This is a genomic window from Spirochaetia bacterium 38H-sp (genome assembly GCA_039023545.1).
Classification (GTDB): domain Bacteria; phylum Spirochaetota; class Spirochaetia; order Winmispirales; family Winmispiraceae; genus Rarispira; species Rarispira pelagica.
The window spans coordinates 629,756-647,585 of the sequence record JBCHKQ010000002.1 but is presented as its reverse complement, the minus strand read 5'-3'; the positions used below and the strand labels follow the sequence as shown (position 1 = coordinate 647,585).

The following is a 17,830-nucleotide window of genomic DNA, read 5'->3' as shown; positions in this document are numbered from 1 at the left end:
AAAAAATACATTTTGTTAATATGCCATCTCAAGGAGTGATTGATGAAACAAAAAGCAGTTATACTCGATAAGGTTTATAACCCGCAGGATTTTGAAGATAGAATTTATAAACAATGGATTGAGACGGACTCTTTTAAACCTGTTGATGATAACGATAAAGAGCCCTTTGTTATAGTTATCCCTCCTCCCAATGTTACTGGAATTCTCCATATGGGGCATGGCCTCAATAACTCTCTGCAGGACATACTGATAAGATATTATAGAATGACTGGAAGACCCACCCTATGGCTTCCCGGAACGGACCATGCTGGTATAGCAACCCAGAGTGTTGTAGAAAGAAGATTGTGGGAAAAGGGAGTTGATCCGCGCTCTCTTGGAAGAGAAAAGTTTCTGGAAGAAACATGGAAAGTAGCTCTTGATCATAAGTCTACGATACTCAACCAGCTTAAGAAAATAGGATCATCCTGTGATTGGTCAAGGGAGCGATTTACACTTGATGAGGGACTGTCCCGTGCTGTAAGAGAGGTCTTTGTCAGTCTCTATGAGAAAGGCCTGATATATAAAGGAAGCTATCTTGTAAACTGGTCTCCGGGCCTAAAAACAGCGCTTGCCGATGATGAAGTAGAATACAAAGAAGTAAAAGGTAAGATGTATCATCTTCTTTACCCTGTTGTTGGCAGTGATAAAAAAGTTGAGATAGCCACAACAAGGCCGGAAACACTCCTAGGTGATACTGCTGTTGCTGTAAATCCCAATGACGAAAGATATAAAAATTTGATAGGAAAAGAAGTAATAGTTCCAATAGTAAACAGAAAAGTAAAAGTTATAGCAGATACTTATGTTGATCCTGAGTTTGGAAGCGGCGTTGTAAAGATCACCCCGGCTCACGACTTTAACGACTATGAGATAGGCAAGAGACATAACCTTGAGTTTATCAATATATTTAATCCGGATGCGACTCTAAATGAGAATGCTCCTGCCGATTATGTAGGTCTTACCAGAGAAGAGGCAAGAAAAAAGATAATAAAAGATTTGGAAGCTCAGGGGCTATTTGTAAAAGAAGAGCCGCATATACATCAGGTAGGGCATTGTTATAGAACTCACCTTCCCATAGAGCCATATTTATCTGAGCAGTGGTTTGTCTCTATGAAAGGGATGGCAGAAAAAGCTCTCAAGGCATGGGAAGAAGGGAAAATAAAGTTCTTTCCCAAAAAATGGGAAAATACCTATACCCATTGGCTTAAAAATATTCGAGACTGGTGTATAAGCAGACAGCTCTGGTGGGGACACAGAATACCTGTATGGTATTGCAAAGACTGTGGCAACATGATGGTTCTGAGAGAAGACCCGGATAAATGTAACAAATGTTTTGGGACAAATATAGAGCAGGAAAACGACGTTCTGGACACATGGTTCTCCTCGTGGTTGTGGCCATTTTCCACACTAGGCTGGCCTGACGAGACAGAAGACTTAAAACGCTTTTTCCCAACAACCGCCCTTGTAACAGCCTATGACATAATATTCTTCTGGGTTGCAAGGATGATAATGGCCAGCCTTGAGTTTACTGGAGAAGTACCATTTAGGGACATATACATAACAGGTCTTATAAGAGACAAGAAAGGCAGAAAGATGTCCAAGTCTCTTGGAAACGGTATAGACCCTCTTGAGATAGTAAGTGAATACGGTGCGGATGCCTTGAGGTTTACACTTGCCTTTCTTGCAGCTCAAGGACAAGATGTACTTATAGACAAAGAAAGCTTCCAGATGGGAGCCCATTTTGCCAACAAAATATGGAATGCCTCAAGATTTTTGCTTATGAACCTTGAGGGAAGAACCCTCATCCCCTTTGACAGTATAGAAAAGACAGATATAGATAAATGGATACTCTACAGACTCAACAATGCAATACAAAGAGTAAGAGCCTCTCTGGAAAAATATCGCTTTAACGATGCTGCACAGGCAGGATACGAATTCTTCTGGAATGATTTTTGCGATTGGTATATAGAGTCCAGCAAGACATCCCTCAATTCTGATGATGAAAAAGAAAAAGACAGAATAGTTTCCATGCTCATCTTTATCTTAGAACAGGCATTAAAAATCCTGCATCCTTTTTTACCATTTATCACAGAAGAACTTTATCAAAAATTGCCTGATACAAATGGCCAGCTCATAACAGCAGCCTTTCCGGAGACTAGAGAAGACTGGCAGTATGTAGAAGAAGCACAAGACTATGAGAAACTGCAAGAACTGGTAAAAGCGCTGCGCACACTTAGAAGCGAGTTTACTATTCCACCGTCGGTAAAGTTTTCCACAATCGTAAAAACAGAAGACAAAAGAGTACTTGATTACTTTAGCGCTCATGCTGGACTTATATCCAGCCTGGCTGGACTTAGTGAGCTTTCTATCCAGTCAGAAGAACCGGACAAAACCGGCTCCGTGGCAATAGTAGGGAAAGGCTTTGAGGGCTTTGCCTACATAAGGGACGTAATTGATGTTCCCCGTGAGATAGAAAGACTCAACCAGAGAATAGAAAAGACAGAAAAAATCTATGAGAAAGTGGACAAAAAACTATCCAACCAAGGATTCCTTACAAAAGCTCTCCCAGAAATAATAGAAGAAGAAAGGAAAAAACACAGAGAGCTTGCGGAGCAGATAGAAAAGCTAAAAGCCTATAAAAAACTGCTTGAAGAATAAAAAATAACACCTTATACCGAACGGCGCCCTATACGGGCGCCTTTGTTGTAATATAAAAAATCAGTCAAGCGTAATCCAACTGTTCTTTTCTGAGGACAAAAATAATGCATCCAGGACCTTCTGATTGGCAACAGCATCTTCAGGCAGGATAGGAGGAGCAGTATTTTCTCTTATTGCAAAAGAAAACTCAGAAAACTCTATACCATACTGATCTATCTCCTGTGTCTCTACAGTCCTTGTGCCTACGGAAGTTGTTATTCTAATCTTCCCCGGTACATCCGGATATGTGTTGAAAGGCACATCTATCTCCAAGTAGCCGGAGCTGCCATATACCTGTACTTGCTGCTTGTTAAAAGTTCTTGTTCCTACAGTAAAAACAGAACGCATTTCTCCAAAATCCAATATTCCGGAAGACAGTGTGTCTACCAGAGAATCCTTATCATAGTTTACAAGAGATATAACCCTCTTGGGCTCTGTTCCTGCTAAAAATCTTGCACAGGATACAGCATAACATCCTATATCTGGGATAGCTCCACCACCTGTCTCCTTCTTATTTCTTATATTGGAAGGATCCGGATTGTTGTAGAAAAAAGCAACATGGATACTGCTTATTTTTCCTATTTCTCCTGCTTTTATCAGTCTTTTTGCATACTCCCACTGCGGATGCAGTCTGTACATAAAGGCTTCCATAAGGATAACCCCTTTTTTCTTTGTGTATTCGACAAGCTCTATTGTATCCTGAAGGTCCATTGTAAGGGGTTTTTCACATAAAATGTGTTTTCCATTATCTGCTGCCATTTTTACATATTCTTTATGCATATGATTGGGAAGGGGGATATATACGGCTTCTATATCTTTATCCTCCAGAAGCTCGCTATAAGAACCGTAGGCCTTTTTAAATCCCATTTCTTCTGCAGCTTCTTTTGCTCTTTTTATATCTCTGGATGCTATTGCTGTTTTCTCAACAATTCCTTCTTCTTCCAGATCGGTCATCGGATTATTTATCCTAAGCCTATAGTGTCCGGATACTCCAAGGACACCCCATTTTACAGGTTTAAAATCCATACTTATTCCTCCATAATATTTATATAACTAAACATACTTATTATATCAGATAATAGCAAAGAAATATTGTCTTAGATAAATCTTTTTATAATAATATTTCTATGAAACAGAAGATGAATGTCAAAAGTATTTTTTATCTTCTGAATGATTGGGTTAATAGATTTGTAGATAGGCTTGCGGGTAATTCTTCTTGTATCGAGATTTCTCAGGATATTGCAGAAAGGTTTAGAAAGCTTGGGCTTAAGACAAGAAGAGAAAGCTTTGTATGCAGGCCGGAGGGCTTTATGGGCTATCTTATTGTAGTTTTCTTTCTATATGTTGCCGGGATAGCCTTTTTTGCATATTCCGCTTATTTTATGTCTCTCCTGTGTTTTTTGCTTGCCGCATTGTCCAATATCCTGGAATTTGTTCTTTTTTTGCCTGCTTTGGATTTTCTTTTTCCTGTGCGGCGTTGTGTAAATGTCTCAGCTGAGCTTGAGCCTTCCGGGCCTGTGAAACGTATTGTCTATGTTACTGCTCATCACGATGCTGCGCGGGAGCTACCGTATCTACTTCGTACACAGCTGTTGTATCCTGTAAAGGTTCTTGGCACTGAGATTTTTACGGTAGCAGGATTTTTTCTTTCTGTGTTTTTTCTTATTGTAGGGACAGATAGGAGTCCGTACTATGTATTGCTTTTCTTTATAGCCGGTGTTCCTTTTCTATTTCAGAAGGCTACTTTTGTCTTCCGTCGAGCGGTTCCTGGGGCAGGGGATAATCTTGTTGCATGTGCTATTCTTCTGGAGCTTGCTGCTTATCTAAAACAGAATCCGCCGGCAAATACGAGGGTTGTTTTTGTAAGTTTTGATGCGGAGGAGTCTGGATTGCGTGGTTCCCGTTCTTTTGTAAAAAGGCATGCTTCCGAGTTTGATGATAGGTGTTGCGTGATAAATATAGACAGTATATATAGAGAAAAGGATGTACATATTCTTGTCTCCGATATCAATGGTACGCTTAAGCTTTCTGAAACTCTTGCACGAGAGTTTGCTTATGTCGCGTCTTCTTATGGATTTTCTCTGGATATATGCAGGATGACCTTTGGTGGCGGAGGTACGGATGCTGCTTCTTTTGCCCGCTGCAATGTCCCTGCTGTGAGTATCATAGGTATAGAGAACAAGCTTTTTAGAAGAAATCTTGTTTATCATACGCGTTACGATTTGCCGGGCAGTATTGAGCCTGCTGCTGTGGAAAAGGTGTTCTACTCTGTTCTTGCTTATGTTTCTGCTGCGGATAAAGAATAGTTTTGTATCTGGCAGTAGGGTATATAAAAAAGCGCCGCCTGCTCGGCGGCGCGTTCGGTATAAGTTATTATCTAGCCCAGTACTACTTTTATTTCTATTGTTTTTCCGGCTTCCGCAGCTGGGATGAGAACTCCTGTTTCTTTTTTGTATTTTTCTATGTCCGCTTCTTTTCCGTTGATGTATAGTTTTGCAATGCCTTTTTCTTTTTTGCTTGGGTTTTCCACTGTGATGTTATACTGGCATCCTCTGTATTTTCTTGTGATTTTGTATCCGTTCCAGCTTGATGGTATGCAGGGGTCTATCATAAGTCCATCGTAATCAGGTCTTATTCCCAGTATCCACTGGCTGATTGCTACAAAGTTCCATGCTGCGGTCCCTGTAAGCCATGAGTTTTTTGCTTCTCCGTGTCTTTTTGCGTCTTTTCCTGCTATCATCTGCGAGTATACATAGGGTTCTGTTCTGTGTATCTCGCTTATTTCCTCAAGATAGGCGGGTGCTATTTTTTTGTAGTACTCCCATGCCTGGTTGCCGCGTCCCGCGCGGGTTTCTGCTATCATCACCCAGGGGTTGTTGTGACAGAAAATACCTGCGTTTTCTTTGTATCCTGGTGGATAGCTGGATATTTCTCCGAGCTCAAGATAGTATTTGCTGTAGTATGGCTGCTGGAGAACTATGCCATACTTGGTGTCCAAGTGTTTTTTTACGGATTCTAAGGCTTTGAGAGGATAGCCTAGCTTTTTTCCTATCTCTGCCATCCCGCAGAAACCCTGAGGCTCTATAAATATCTTTCCTTCCTGGCACTCGTTGCTTCCCACCTTGTTTCCGTAGTAGTCATATGCTCTCAGATACCATTCTCCGTCCCAACCGTACTTGATTACAGCTTCTTCCATCTTCTTTATATGCTCTTCTGCCTCTTTTGCTTCTTTGTCAAGTCCGCGTCTTCTGCAGAGCTCCACATATTCTTTTCCGGCGTATACAAAGAGTCCTGCTATAAATACGCTTTCTGCGGTTCTGCCTGTCTGATTGTCCGCAGTCTGGAAAGATTCGTCAGGATTTTTGGAGAAACAGTTGAGATTGAGACAGTCGTTCCAGTCCGCTCTGCCAATAAGAGGAAGTCCGTGAGGACCAAGATTGTTTACCACGTGGTAGAATGAGCGGTTAAGATGTTCGAAAAGTGGTTTTGCTTTTGCCGGGTCATGGTCAAAGGGTACCATCTCATCAAGAATACTATAGTCCCCTGTTTCCTTGATGTATGAGGCTGTGGAAAGAATCAGCCATAAGGGGTCATCGTTGAAGTCGCCGCCTATATCATTATTACCCCTCTTGGTAAGAGGCTGATACTGGTGATATGCTCCGCCATCCTCAAACTGGGTTGCAGCCACATCCAGTATTCTCTGTTTTGCAAGCTCTGGTGTCTGGTGCATAGAGCCAAGTATATCCTGGTTGGTGTCACGAAATCCGATGCCGCGGCCAATACCCGACTCAAAATAAGAGGCACTTCTTGACATGTGGTATGTCACTATACATTGATACTGGTTCCAGATATTTACCATTCTGGAAAGCTCTGGCTCTGGGTGTTCTATGGTATAGCGGCCAAGAAGGTCGTCCCATCTCTCTTTGAGAGAGGAGAAAGCCTTTTCTACCTTATCAACACTGTCAAAGGCTTTTTGAATTTCAAGAGCAGGCTTCTTGTTGATAATACCTGGGCTTTCCCATTTTTTATCCTCTTCTATCTCCACATATCCAAGCAGAAGAACTATGTCCTTTTTTTCTCCGGGAGAAAGTTCTACATCAAAGCGGTGCACTGCAATAGGTGACCAGCCATCTGCAACGGAGTTGCGGCTTGTTCCCTCTGCAACAGCCTGAGGCATCTCAAAGCCATTGTAAAGGCCAAAGAAACTCTCTCTATCAGAGTCAAAACCGCTGTGTGCCACGTTGGTAGAATAAAAAGCATAATGATTGCGTCTTTCCCTGTATTCTGTTTTATGGTAGATGCAGTTATCGTTTATCTCCACTTCTCCTGTGGAAAAATTGCGCTGAAAATTGGTCATGTCATCCAGAGCATTCCAAAGGCACCATTCAAGACCAGCATAGAACTTAAAACTCTTTTTACTATCGGAAGTATTCTCCAGAGTAACATGTTGGACCTCTGCATTTATCCCAAGAGGCACAAAAAACCTGATTTGAGCGGCAACACCATCTTTCTCACCTCTTATTATGGAATAGCCCATACCATGTCGGCAGGAATAGCTGTCCAACTCTGTTTTTACCGGCTTCCATGTAGGTGACCATATATTGCCGTTGTCATAGACATAGAAAAATCTTCCGCCCTCGTCCGTAGGTACATTGTTGTATCTATACCGCACAATACGCCTAAACCTGGCATCTTTATAAAAAGAATATCCACCTCCAAAATTGGAAATAAGGGAAAAGAAGCCCTCCTGTCCGGAATAATTAATCCATGGGTAAGGAGTCTGGGGAGTTGTAATAACATACTCCCTCCTCTTGTCGTCAAAGTAACCGAATTTCATAAAAACCTCTCTTATCTTATAGTTATTTTTTAAAGTCAACAAACTATAAGGCAGTATTGGCTTGCTGTCAAGGATAAGTTTGCCGTCTGTTATAAGGCTAATTTATTGGCACCTGTAAAATCAAGGCTCAATTGTAAAATCATATCCGGCATAGAGATAATTGTTTATAAAAATTAACCTATACCGAACGTCGGGAGCGCGCACATAAAGCAAAAAGGCAAGAGGCTGCGCTCCCTCCTGCCTACGGCAAACATGGGGATAATCTGGAGCTAAAGAGCAAAATTGACAGTATGCATATATTAATCTAGCATTATAATATGCAGGATATAATAGCCAAAATTTATGATTATGATGCGGAAACGGATTCTTATATAATCAAACTTTCCTTTGACAAATATCTGGATATCTTTAACAGTATTGACCACTATCCGATAAGAAAGAGAGATATAAGCGACCCTGTATTAACTTATATAGAAGAATGTTCGGAAGACATTCCCTTTAAAAGCAATATAAGGATAGAAATAGCAATAAAAAGAGAAGCTCGTAATTCTGAGCTGGAAGAAAGAACAATAAAGGGAATAAAAAACTATTTTAAATATATGCTGTTTTTCTATCGCAAAAAGAGTAAGTCTGTTGCAAACACATCGATTATATATTTTCTGCTTTTTGGTCTCTTTGGGTTTATTTCTTTTTATACTGAGTCTTTGAGACTTGATATCAATAGGATTTTTCTTAAGATGATTCTAGAAGGTCTTTCCATAGGCTCTTGGGTTTTTCTATGGGAGGCTATTGTAGGTATTGCAATAGAAAACAGAGAAAATAGATTCTATGTAAAAACATACAAAAGACTTCTGGACAGTACTCTTGTTTTTAAGTATGAGTAGATTTTCCTTGCCGAAGGCAGCACAGCCTGCGCTTTGCTCAGGCTGTGCGTTCGATTTTTTTTGTTTTGGTGCTGTTTTGGTGCGGGTGTTATTGTTGATGTGTGATTTTGCTGTTATACTTTTGTGCTATGAGAAAGATTGCAGATTGCAGGCTTGGTGAGTTTTCCACTGTTGTAAAGATAGTGTCTCTGGATGAGCTTTTTTCTCCTTCTGGCAGGGATGTTCTTGTAGTGACGGATAGTAATGTTGCTCCGCTCCTTCCACCGGATGTACCCTTTCCTGTTCTTGTTTTGGAGGCAGGTGAGGAATATAAGAGATGGGATAGTGTAGAGAAGATTTTGAGCAGGGCTGTTGAGCTTGGGTATGCCAGGGATTGTGTGTTTATAGGTGTGGGCGGGGGTGTTGTCACGGATATGACTGCTTTTGCGGCTTCTGTTTATATGCGTGGTGTTTCTCTTGTGCTTGTGCCTACTACTTTGCTGGGAATGGTGGATGCTGCTTTTGGCGGTAAGACGGGTGTAGATTTTCTTTCTCTTAAGAATATGGTAGGGACGTTTTATCCTGCAGGAGAGCTTCTTATTGCTCCTGCTTTTGTGGCTTCTCTTCCTGAGAGGGATTATATTGGCGGTCTTGCGGAGGTTATCAAGCATGCCATGCTGGATGATGAGAGGCTTTTTGAGCTTCTTGAGACTGAGCGTGAGCGGGTTATGATGCGCGATTTTTCTGTTGTGTCTGAGCTGGTGGAGAGGGCTCTTATGGTCAAGGTCAGGATTGTTACCGAGGATTTTAGAGAGAAGGGGAAGAGGGCTTTTCTCAATCTGGGGCATACTTTTGGACATGCGCTTGAGGCTGTTACCGGATTTACGCGTTTTACTCATGGCGAGGCTGTGGCATGGGGGCTTAGGTGTGCTATGGCGCTTGGTCTTTCTATGGGGCTCTCTCCTGAGTCTTATGTGTATAGAGTTAATGCTCTTCTTGATGCCTATGGCTTTTTACGGGCTGTAAGCGGGGTTTCTGCTGAAGAGCTCCTTGAGGCAAGCAGGATGGATAAGAAGAAAAAGGGTGGTTCTGTCAGGTTTGTGCTTCAACGGGGGCAGGGGGATACTCTTCTCACAGAGGTCGATGATTCTGCTTTTATAGAGGCTGTTTCCGCTTTTCTTGTCTAGTTTATTTTCTTTGTTATGTTTTTGCCGTAGGCAGTGAGGGACGTGGGGCGTCCCTCACGTTCGGTTTATTGTGTTTTTGTGTTTTCTGTTTCTGATTCTACTATATTGCTCAGTTTTCTGTATATTTTGTTGATTCTGCTTTTCTCTTCTTGGGTTATGTTGTTTGCTGTTTGTTCTATAAGTGTTTCTATTGCTGCGAGGCTTTCTTTTGCTGCTTCTATGTGATTCTTATGGCAGGCATACCAGTATGTGCCGTTGTTGTCTGTTCTTAGTGTGACAAATCCAAGTCGTTTGCTCTGCTTTTTTATAGGGGATGTAACCATTATGCTGTATATGCTCTGTAAAAGCTCGCTTTTGTGTTTCTTTATATAGAAGTTTATGCCTCTTGGCCAGTCTTTTTGTAGATCTCTAGGGAGTTTTATATGGCGGGCTGCTTCTACTATGTCTATTAGTTTCTCTCCACTCATGAGCTGATACTGTCCGTAGATTATTTTGCCTCGGATGTCTGCATAGTAGTGTGGCAATTCTGCGCCTTTCTTGATTGCAGCCTGCAGGTCTTGCCATGGGAGTACCACTTGCTTTTTTTTGCCTTTTTTTGTTGCAAGTGTAAAGTGTTTTCCGCCCAGAATTATTTCCTGTAGTGCTCCTTTCTTGCTTTTTTGCTTTTCTGTTTTTGTTTTGCGTTCTTTTGCTCTTTCTTCCAGGCGTTTTGAGAGCTGGTAGGAGATTTGATCCAGCCATTGTGGTTTGAGTGGGGATACGGACCGGGCAAAGGTTTTGCTTGTTTTTACTATTTCTCCTGCTACTATGTACTGTGGTGTTTCTCGAAATATTACTGAGCCGGGATGGATTTCTATCTTGTCTGCTGTCAAGCTCTTATAGCTACTTCTGCCTGCTTTTATGCATACAAATTGTATGTGCCCTCTGGCTATTGCGCAGAGATAGTCTTTGATTGGTCCCCCTCCTTCTACTCTAAAGCCAAGTTCTTCTACTATGCTTTCCAGTTGTTGTTCTATATTGAGTATTTCTTCCATTACACGGATATCCAAGTAGTATGTGTCGCAGAACTTCTCCCGGTTTTTGCTTGTCCTGAAATCTCTAAATATTTTTAGATATGATACAAAATCACCCTGCTTATCTCTAAAGTGGTGATGAGCATTTCTGGCTTCCATTTCCTGGTCCTGAGGGAGGAGAAAAGGGGACTTCGTTGTAAGAAAAGATGCTGCTATAAGGACTTCTCTTACTACGGACGGGTATTTGTAGATAGCTTCTATTATCATCCTTGAGTGTCTTGGCAGCAGAGGAAACTGAACCATCAGTTTACCTATGGGTGTAAGTTCTCTGTTGCTGTCTATTGCCTCAAGGAGTTCCAGTGTTTCTATTGCTGATAGGATTCCTGATTTTTCCGGCGGGGATATAAAGTCAAAGGATTCAAAGTCTTTTATCCCTAAATCAGCCATCCTTAAAACAACCTCGGAGAGGTCTGTCCTGTATATTTCTTCTTTTGTAAACTCTTCTCTGTTTTTAAAGTCCTCTGGGCTGTATAGTCTGTAACAGGTTCCCGGTTGTGTTCTTCCTGCACGTCCTGTTCTCTGCTCTGCGGAGGCTTTTGAAATTGGCATCTCCACTAAAGAGGATGTGTATGTCCTAGGGTTGTAATAGTTTAACTTTGCCCTTCCCGGATCTATGACAGTTGTTATTCCATCTATTGTTACGCTAGTTTCTGCTATGTTTGTTGCAACTACAACCTTGGTTTTACCCCTGGGAGCAGGAGGGAAGACTTCTTCTTGTTCTTCTTTGCTCAATCGAGCATATAGAGGCAGTACTTTGAGCTTTTTTGCTATTGGGCTTTTTTCCAGATATGATATTGTAAGTTTTATGTCCCTTTCTCCTGGTTCAAAGATTAGTACATCGCCTTTTCTTCTTTCTCGTACAACCTTCTCTACTATACCGATCTTTTTCTTTATTATTGCTTCCTCATCATCCTGTTCTTCTTCTGTTATAGGTATGTACAGTGTATCTACTGGATATGTTCTTGTTTCTATTGATATTATAGGACAGTTGTCAAAGTATTGTGAGAATACTTCTGTGTTGAGTGTTGCCGATGACACTATAACTCTAAATGTAGGGCGTTCTTTTAATATACGTTTTAACAAACCGAGTATAAAGTCTATGTTGAGGCTTCTCTCGTGGGCTTCATCCACTATGATTACGGAGTATTCCAAAAGTTGAGGGTCATGCTTGAGCTCTTGTAGCAGAATCCCGTCTGTCATTACCTTGATTTTTGTATCAGGACATGTCATGTCCTCAAATCTCATCTTATATCCTACATGCCCGGGAATCTTGCTCCCTACCTGTTTTGCTATAAAATCACTTACAGATACTGCTGCTATTCTTCTAGGTTGAGTTATTCCCACTACGCCTTGATATGTGTATCCTGCTTCGTCCAATATCACGGGAATCTGTGTTGTTTTACCAGAGCCCGTGGGGCTTTCTACCACTATCACCTGATGTTCTCTAAGTGCTTCTAGTATCTTATCTTTCTGTTGATATACCGGTAGCTTTTTTGAATCCATATTTTTATACTTCTCCTATCATTATAAGAGACTGCCCTTGTCTTACAAAACCAGTATCCATAATAAAATTATTTTTTGTTTTTATTTCTGATAACCAGAGAGATAAGCTCTTCTTCTGAGGATAGGCTATACTGTTCCCTTGTTGTCAGATCTTTAAGTTCTATCTTGCCTGATTTTTGTTCGTCTTCTCCGATTATTATAGCAAAAGGTATATTCTTTTTCTCCGCATATGAAAACTGCTGTTTAAACCTCTTATTATCCGGATAGACCTCTGCCTTTATCTTATTATCCCGCAATGTTTCTGCAAGCCTGTGATAAAGAGGCAAAAGTTCTTCTGACATGCATAGAATAAGAACATCCGGATTATCACCCTGCATATCCTCTGTTATCCCAAGTTCTGTAAGACCTGCTATGAGTCTGTCAAGACCTATAGAGGCACCTATACCCGTTATATTTTCTTTGCTGTAAAGCCCCACAAGATTATCGTATCTCCCTCCAGAACATACAGAGCCAATCCCGGGAAGCTTATTTAAGAAAGTCTCAAAGACAACACCTGTATAATAATCCAGCCCGCGAGTTATACTAGGGTTTATCGTATACACATGAGAAAGCCCCAATTCTGACAATATATTCCAGATTCTTAACAGACGCATTATATGCGGATTATCCTTCCCGCATACATCAGAAAGCCTTGCCAGAGTCTTTTCCGGACTATCTTCCATAGTGAGAGTATCTAAAATCTTCTCGCAGATGGACTTATCCGCAATACCCTCAAGCTCCTTTATCACACCCTCACGTCCTATCTTAAAAAGCTTATCGATAGCTCTCAACACTGGCATAGGGTCATCTAGCCCCAAAGCAGAAAGAACAGAAGAAGTGACACCTCTGTGAGCAATATTGATAGTTATATCCTCCACACCAATAGCCTTAAAAGAGCGATACATAAGAAGAAGAATTTCCACATCTGAGGACACACTATCTGTTCCCACAATATCAAAATCACACTGAACAAACTCTCTATAGCGCCCCTTCTGTGTATTCTCTCCTCTGAAAACCTTATCTATATGATAACGCCGAAAAGGAAGATAAAGCTCATTGCTATGCTGTGCCATAAACCTTGCAAAAGGAACAGTCAGATCAAAACGCATGGCAACATCTCTGCCGCCATGGTCAGAAAACCTGTAAACCTGTTTTTCTGTATCTCCGCCGCTTTTGCCAAGCAGAACATCAGCATACTCTAAAACCGGAGTATCAATAGGCATATAACCACAGGAAACAAAAGTCTCCTCCAATCTTCTTATAATATTTTTCCTTATGGACTGCTGTTCTGGCAAAAAATCTCTGAAACCCTTGAGAATACGAGGCTCAATCATCTATATTTTCTCCTTGTGCTGATTATACTAATGTTGTATATTGTAATATCTTTTACGTATAATAACACTTACACAGATAAAAAGGGAAGTCATTAGTGCGGATAAGATACAGTCTTGACGAAAACAACAAACCAGTGCCTGTTGCAAAAATATACACAGATGCGGAGCACCCCATAAAAAGAAAAGACATAGACGGAAATGCAGTGGGAATAATACGCCGCCTGCAAAAAGCAGGACATCAGGCCTATATAGTTGGAGGAGCTGTCCGTGACCTCATATCAGGCAAAACGCCCAAAGATTTTGACATAGTAACCTGTGCAAGCCCCTCCGGGATAAAAAAAATATTTCGGGGAGCGAGAATAATAGGAAAAAGATTTCGACTGGTTCACGTCTATGTGGGAAAGAAATACATAGAAGTCTCTACATTTAGAGCACTGGACTCAGACGACCTCAACACCTACGGCACAATAGAACAAGACGCCTTTCGCAGAGATTTTACAATCAACGCCATGTATTACGACCCCATAACAGGCGAGCTCATAGACTTTACTGATGGATACATACACCTTAGGCAAAAAAAACTCATACCCATAATCAATCCTGACACCATCTTTACGGAAGACCCCGTCAGAATCATACGTGCATTAAAATATGCAGCAAGAATGGACCTATCTATAGACAGAAAACTGGAGAAAAAAATAAAAGAACAAAGCTGGCTTCTAGAAGAAGTATCTGCCTCCAGATTAACAGAAGAAATATTTAAAATACTCCAATCCGGAGAATCCGCAAAAATCTGGCAAAAATACAGAGAATACGGCATCATGCCCTATCTGCTTCCAGAAATAAGCTCACTTTGTGAAGCAAAAAAAGACAACCTCTCCTGGCAAATCTGGGACGAAATATTTATAGAACACGACCTATACATAAAAGAACTCACAAGAGAAACAACAAAAGAAGACCTCATAATCCCATTTGTAAAACTCTTCCTCATACGGGAAGGCGCAGTTCTCATGCTCTTTAAAGACATCTACAAGGCAATAAAACACTTTATAAGCCCCTTTACCCCGCCCAACAGAGACATAGAATCCGCAATAAGGAGACTAAGACACAAGAAAAAAAGAAGAAAAAGAAAAAAGAAAACCAGACCCAGAACCATATATATAGAAAAAAAACAAGCCCAATAAAAATAAACCGAACGGCAGAAGCCGCGCCGCATAAAGACAAGCAGGCAAGAAGGCGCGACTCTGCCTGCCAAAAGGCACATAAAAAGCAAAAAATATGGTAAAAATAGCACAAAAAATGCTATGATAGATAATACAGGGAGTTAAAAGGATGAATAAAACAAGCCTGTTCCTTTTCCTTCTTATAAATACACTATTGTATGCTCAGATGGCTCCTTCTTTTTCCGGGACATATCCTGTTATAGAGAACGAGAAATGGACCGGCATCAAGTTTGAGCTTACTCCGCAGCTTGCCTTTGGCTCACTTCCGTCCGAGTTGGTAAAAACAGACTACTGGGACTGGGGCATGCCAGTAAATCCTGCGGAGAGGGTCTTTTATTTACAGGAACAGTTGGAACCTTTCTTTAACATTAAGCTTTCTGGAAAAGCAGGAAAAGCCGGAATATATATGGAACTACCTCTTCAGAAAGAATACAATACCAGGCTTACCGATTTTTACAGCAATTTTTTTGCTCCATATGACGGTCTTCTTGATATAAGCAAATACTCCGTTGATATGACAATCCCCCAGCTTGCTTATATCTATTATCAGGATGGACCTGTTTTTTTCTCCATAGGCCGGTATCCTTTAAAGTGGGGGGATGCAAGATATCCGGTTGTAGTGTCCCCTGTAACATATCAGGATAATCTCAGCCTTGTAATAGATAACAATACAGTAAGATACAGCTTTGGAATCATAAGCTCATTCCCATATCTTGCTGACAAAGAATACGATATCCAGACCAAGTGCTATGATGAGCACTCTACGGATAGAATATATTCTGAGCCTTATAAGACAATAGCCTTGCACAGACTTGATATAAAGTCAGATAGTTGGAGATTGGGAATAGGCGAGCTCAATGTAATAGGGGGTAAATTCCCTGACCTTATTGACATAAGCCCTGTAGTTATATTCCACAACACTTATGGAGAAGGATATTCCAATGTGCTTATGTCTCTTGATGCCTCTATTGTGCCCATATCAGGGCTAAAAATCTACGGAGAACTTGCAGCAGACGATGCAAGTTTTCCGACAACAGAGAAAGGAAGCGATTATAAACCTGGGGCATGGGCATATAATATAGGTGCAGAATATACAAAGAAAGAGTGGGGAGTATGGCTTGAGTATGACCATACGGACCAGTGGATGTATACGACAAGCTATCTGCCATATTTACATATAAGTGTGAGGCATTTTTACATAGACAATCAGACAGCACCCAAGAGAATGCTTGCAGAATATCCCCTGGGTTTTGCCTATGGTCCGGATGCAGATATGATATCTGTTGGTGGATTTTTTAACCTCTCGGATATACAACTGACAGCGGAATACAACTTTATTATAAAGGGGACAGTAGTAGATGGTTCTGTCACAAGATGGAAATGGTTGTGGGATGGATGGCCTACAAGTGTGGTATCCACTGACTCAACGCTTATCCCGGAAGCCCTGCCGGCAGGAGATGATGAGTATATCAATAAATTTTACCTGTCTGCCTCTTGGAAGAAAATAACGTTGTTTTCCTGGCTTATAGCAGAAAAGAATATAAGCTGGCTTATGGGAATAAACTATAAAATAGCTTTTTAAAATTATTTTATAGCTATATAAAGTTGAATACAATTTATTGTTGTATAATAATTGGATATAAGGCATGAAAGAAAGAGAAGACATAGAACTACTTTTGGAGACCACAAAGAAGCTGGTCAGTGCAATAGAGGGAGCCCCATATCCTCAGCATATAAAAAACGAACTCTATGATATATGGTATGAGAATGCCGTGATAAAGGTTGGGGAAGCCTTGTATGTTCTTAACACTATGTTTGGGAAATATCACTCTCGCTATGCGGATGATGAGCAGGAAGATAAATGATAGCGGAAAAAACAAAAAACGTCTTCTTTATAAGAGAGACAACTTATAATATTGATAATATAAAAGAATCAATATTAAAACTTATCGATTTGGCTGATATCAGTCTTCCTCATAATTCTTATGTTCTTATAAAGCCCAATGTTCTTGGGGCATACACACCTGATAAGAACGTTACTACAAATCCCAATGTGGTAGCAGCTGTTGCAGAGCTTCTTATAGACAATGGCAACAGGGTTGTTATAGGTGATTCCAGCGGTATGCCTGTGAAAGATGGGACAAAAAAGGCTCTTTTTGACTCGGGACTCAAAAAGCTTGAGGAAAAATACCCGGGGATAAAGGTTATTCCTTTTGAAGAAGTGCCTGCAGTCAGTCTTAGAGTAGAAAATCCATATGTTTTGGATGAGGTAAAGGTAACAGGTCTTATTACGGAGGTTGATTATATAATCAATCTTCCCAAGCTTAAGGCTCATCAGCTTACCAGGTATACGGGTGCTGTAAAGAATTTTTATGGTTGTATTCCGGGAGGGCTTAAGCAGCAATACCATGCTATGGCATCAAAGCCCCTTGATTTTTCTAATCTGCTTCTAGATTTGTATTCTGTAATCAGGGATAAGGTTCTTTTTTCTCTTATGGATGCGATAGTTTCTCTTGAGGGGCATGGTCCTGGCCCTACAGGAACACCTGCTAATACGGGTTTTCTTGCGCTTTCTTCCGATGCTGTTGCCCTTGATATTGCTTGTTGCAGGGCTACAGGGATGGATCCAGAGACAATAATGGTAAACAAACTGGGTGTTGCAAGAAATCTGGGAAGTAATTCTTTTGATTTGCCTGATTTTACAGTTCCTGTTATGCAGTATCCTGTTTCCAGCAGGTTGGGCTGGCTTGGAATATCTGTGAGTCGTCTTGTACGTACAAAGCCTTATGTAAAGGCAAATGTTTGCAAAAGTTGTTCTTATTGTGCCAGAGTATGTCCTGTATCCTGTATTACAATGAAAGATGGCCTTCCGTATTGGGATTATAAAAAGTGTATATATTGTTATTGCTGCCATGAAAATTGTCCTCATAAGGCCATAGACCTAAAGGAGCCACTTGTTTTAAAATTGTATAAGATATTCTCAGGCAGATAATAGCTTACTATGGAAATATGTTGTGTAATGTATTAAAATGTGCATA

At 40.8% G+C, this 17,830-nt stretch carries 12 protein-coding genes; 8 read left to right on the top strand and 4 right to left on the bottom strand.

The window, feature by feature from the left end; genetic code table 11:
* The first annotated feature begins 42 nt into the window (after positions 1 to 42).
* On the top strand, positions 43 to 2,694 hold the full coding sequence (locus WKV44_06740; protein MEM5948235.1) for a valine--tRNA ligase: 2,652 nt from the start codon (positions 43 to 45) through the stop codon (positions 2,692 to 2,694).
* Positions 2,695 to 2,754: 60 nt separating this feature from the next.
* On the opposite strand, the gene WKV44_06735 is transcribed toward WKV44_06740, so the two are convergent.
* Positions 2,755 to 3,759 carry a Gfo/Idh/MocA family oxidoreductase gene (locus WKV44_06735; GenBank protein MEM5948234.1) on the bottom strand — a complete coding sequence of 335 codons (1,005 nt, stop codon included), beginning with the start codon at positions 3,757 to 3,759 and terminating at the stop codon, positions 2,755 to 2,757.
* Between the two features lie 101 nt (positions 3,760 to 3,860).
* On the opposite strand from WKV44_06735, the gene WKV44_06730 reads away from it, so the two are divergent.
* On the top strand, positions 3,861 to 5,039 hold the full coding sequence (locus tag WKV44_06730; protein ID MEM5948233.1) for a M28 family peptidase: 1,179 nt from the start codon (positions 3,861 to 3,863) through the stop codon (positions 5,037 to 5,039).
* Positions 5,040 to 5,110: 71 nt separating this feature from the next.
* Here the strand turns inward: WKV44_06730 and WKV44_06725 are convergent, their stop codons facing one another.
* Complete coding sequence (locus tag WKV44_06725) at positions 5,111 to 7,570, bottom strand: glycosyl hydrolase family 65 protein (GenBank protein MEM5948232.1); 2,460 nt, start codon at positions 7,568 to 7,570, stop codon at positions 5,111 to 5,113.
* 317 nt (positions 7,571 to 7,887) lie between these two features.
* Between WKV44_06725 and WKV44_06720 the strand changes: the two genes are divergently transcribed.
* Together WKV44_06720 and WKV44_06715 are read left to right on the top strand one after the other, a co-directional pair.
* Complete coding sequence (locus WKV44_06720; protein ID MEM5948231.1) at positions 7,888 to 8,454, top strand: hypothetical protein; 567 nt, start codon at positions 7,888 to 7,890, stop codon at positions 8,452 to 8,454.
* A gap of 128 nt (positions 8,455 to 8,582) precedes the next feature.
* Entirely contained in the window at positions 8,583 to 9,620 is a 1,038-nt protein-coding gene (locus WKV44_06715) for a 3-dehydroquinate synthase family protein (GenBank protein ID MEM5948230.1), read from the top strand.
* A gap of 65 nt (positions 9,621 to 9,685) precedes the next feature.
* Here WKV44_06715 and WKV44_06710 read toward each other — a convergent pair whose 3' ends face one another.
* Together WKV44_06710 and hisS are read right to left on the bottom strand one after the other, a co-directional pair.
* Positions 9,686 to 12,196 (bottom strand): ATP-dependent RNA helicase, encoded by a 2,511-nt coding sequence (locus WKV44_06710; protein MEM5948229.1) that lies wholly within the window; start codon positions 12,194 to 12,196, stop codon positions 9,686 to 9,688.
* 68 nt (positions 12,197 to 12,264) lie between these two features.
* Positions 12,265 to 13,569 (bottom strand): histidine--tRNA ligase, encoded by a 1,305-nt coding sequence (hisS, locus tag WKV44_06705; protein MEM5948228.1) that lies wholly within the window; start codon positions 13,567 to 13,569, stop codon positions 12,265 to 12,267.
* A 95-nt stretch (positions 13,570 to 13,664) separates the two neighbouring features.
* On the opposite strand from hisS, the gene WKV44_06700 reads away from it, so the two are divergent.
* The 4 genes from WKV44_06700 (at position 13,665) to WKV44_06685 (ending at position 17,784) form a co-directional block, all read left to right on the top strand.
* Positions 13,665 to 14,753, top strand: a complete 1,089-nt coding sequence (locus WKV44_06700; GenBank protein MEM5948227.1) for a polynucleotide adenylyltransferase PcnB — start codon at positions 13,665 to 13,667, stop codon at positions 14,751 to 14,753.
* Between the two features lie 148 nt (positions 14,754 to 14,901).
* Positions 14,902 to 16,374 carry a hypothetical protein gene (locus WKV44_06695; protein ID MEM5948226.1) on the top strand — a complete coding sequence of 491 codons (1,473 nt, stop codon included), beginning with the start codon at positions 14,902 to 14,904 and terminating at the stop codon, positions 16,372 to 16,374.
* Between the two features lie 64 nt (positions 16,375 to 16,438).
* Positions 16,439 to 16,657, top strand: a complete 219-nt coding sequence (locus WKV44_06690; GenBank protein MEM5948225.1) for a hypothetical protein — start codon at positions 16,439 to 16,441, stop codon at positions 16,655 to 16,657.
* Positions 16,654 to 17,784 (top strand): DUF362 domain-containing protein, encoded by a 1,131-nt coding sequence (locus WKV44_06685; protein ID MEM5948224.1) that lies wholly within the window; start codon positions 16,654 to 16,656, stop codon positions 17,782 to 17,784. Before WKV44_06690 ends, WKV44_06685 begins: the two co-directional genes overlap by 4 nt.
* The last annotated feature ends 46 nt before the right edge of the window (positions 17,785 to 17,830 follow it).

Coding starts and splice junctions, on each gene's coding strand:
- WKV44_06725 (MEM5948232.1), bottom strand. CDS start 7,570: ATGAAATTCGGTTACTTTGACGACAAGAGGAGGGAGTATGTTATTACA.
- WKV44_06690 (MEM5948225.1), top strand. CDS start 16,439: ATGAAAGAAAGAGAAGACATAGAACTACTTTTGGAGACCACAAAGAAG.
- WKV44_06710 (MEM5948229.1), bottom strand. CDS start 12,196: ATGGATTCAAAAAAGCTACCGGTATATCAACAGAAAGATAAGATACTA.
- WKV44_06735 (MEM5948234.1), bottom strand. CDS start 3,759: ATGGATTTTAAACCTGTAAAATGGGGTGTCCTTGGAGTATCCGGACAC.
- WKV44_06720 (MEM5948231.1), top strand. CDS start 7,888: ATGCAGGATATAATAGCCAAAATTTATGATTATGATGCGGAAACGGAT.
- WKV44_06730 (MEM5948233.1), top strand. CDS start 3,861: ATGAAACAGAAGATGAATGTCAAAAGTATTTTTTATCTTCTGAATGAT.
- WKV44_06685 (MEM5948224.1), top strand. CDS start 16,654: ATGATAGCGGAAAAAACAAAAAACGTCTTCTTTATAAGAGAGACAACT.
- WKV44_06715 (MEM5948230.1), top strand. CDS start 8,583: ATGAGAAAGATTGCAGATTGCAGGCTTGGTGAGTTTTCCACTGTTGTA.
- WKV44_06695 (MEM5948226.1), top strand. CDS start 14,902: ATGAATAAAACAAGCCTGTTCCTTTTCCTTCTTATAAATACACTATTG.
- hisS (MEM5948228.1), bottom strand. CDS start 13,569: ATGATTGAGCCTCGTATTCTCAAGGGTTTCAGAGATTTTTTGCCAGAA.
- WKV44_06740 (MEM5948235.1), top strand. CDS start 43: ATGAAACAAAAAGCAGTTATACTCGATAAGGTTTATAACCCGCAGGAT.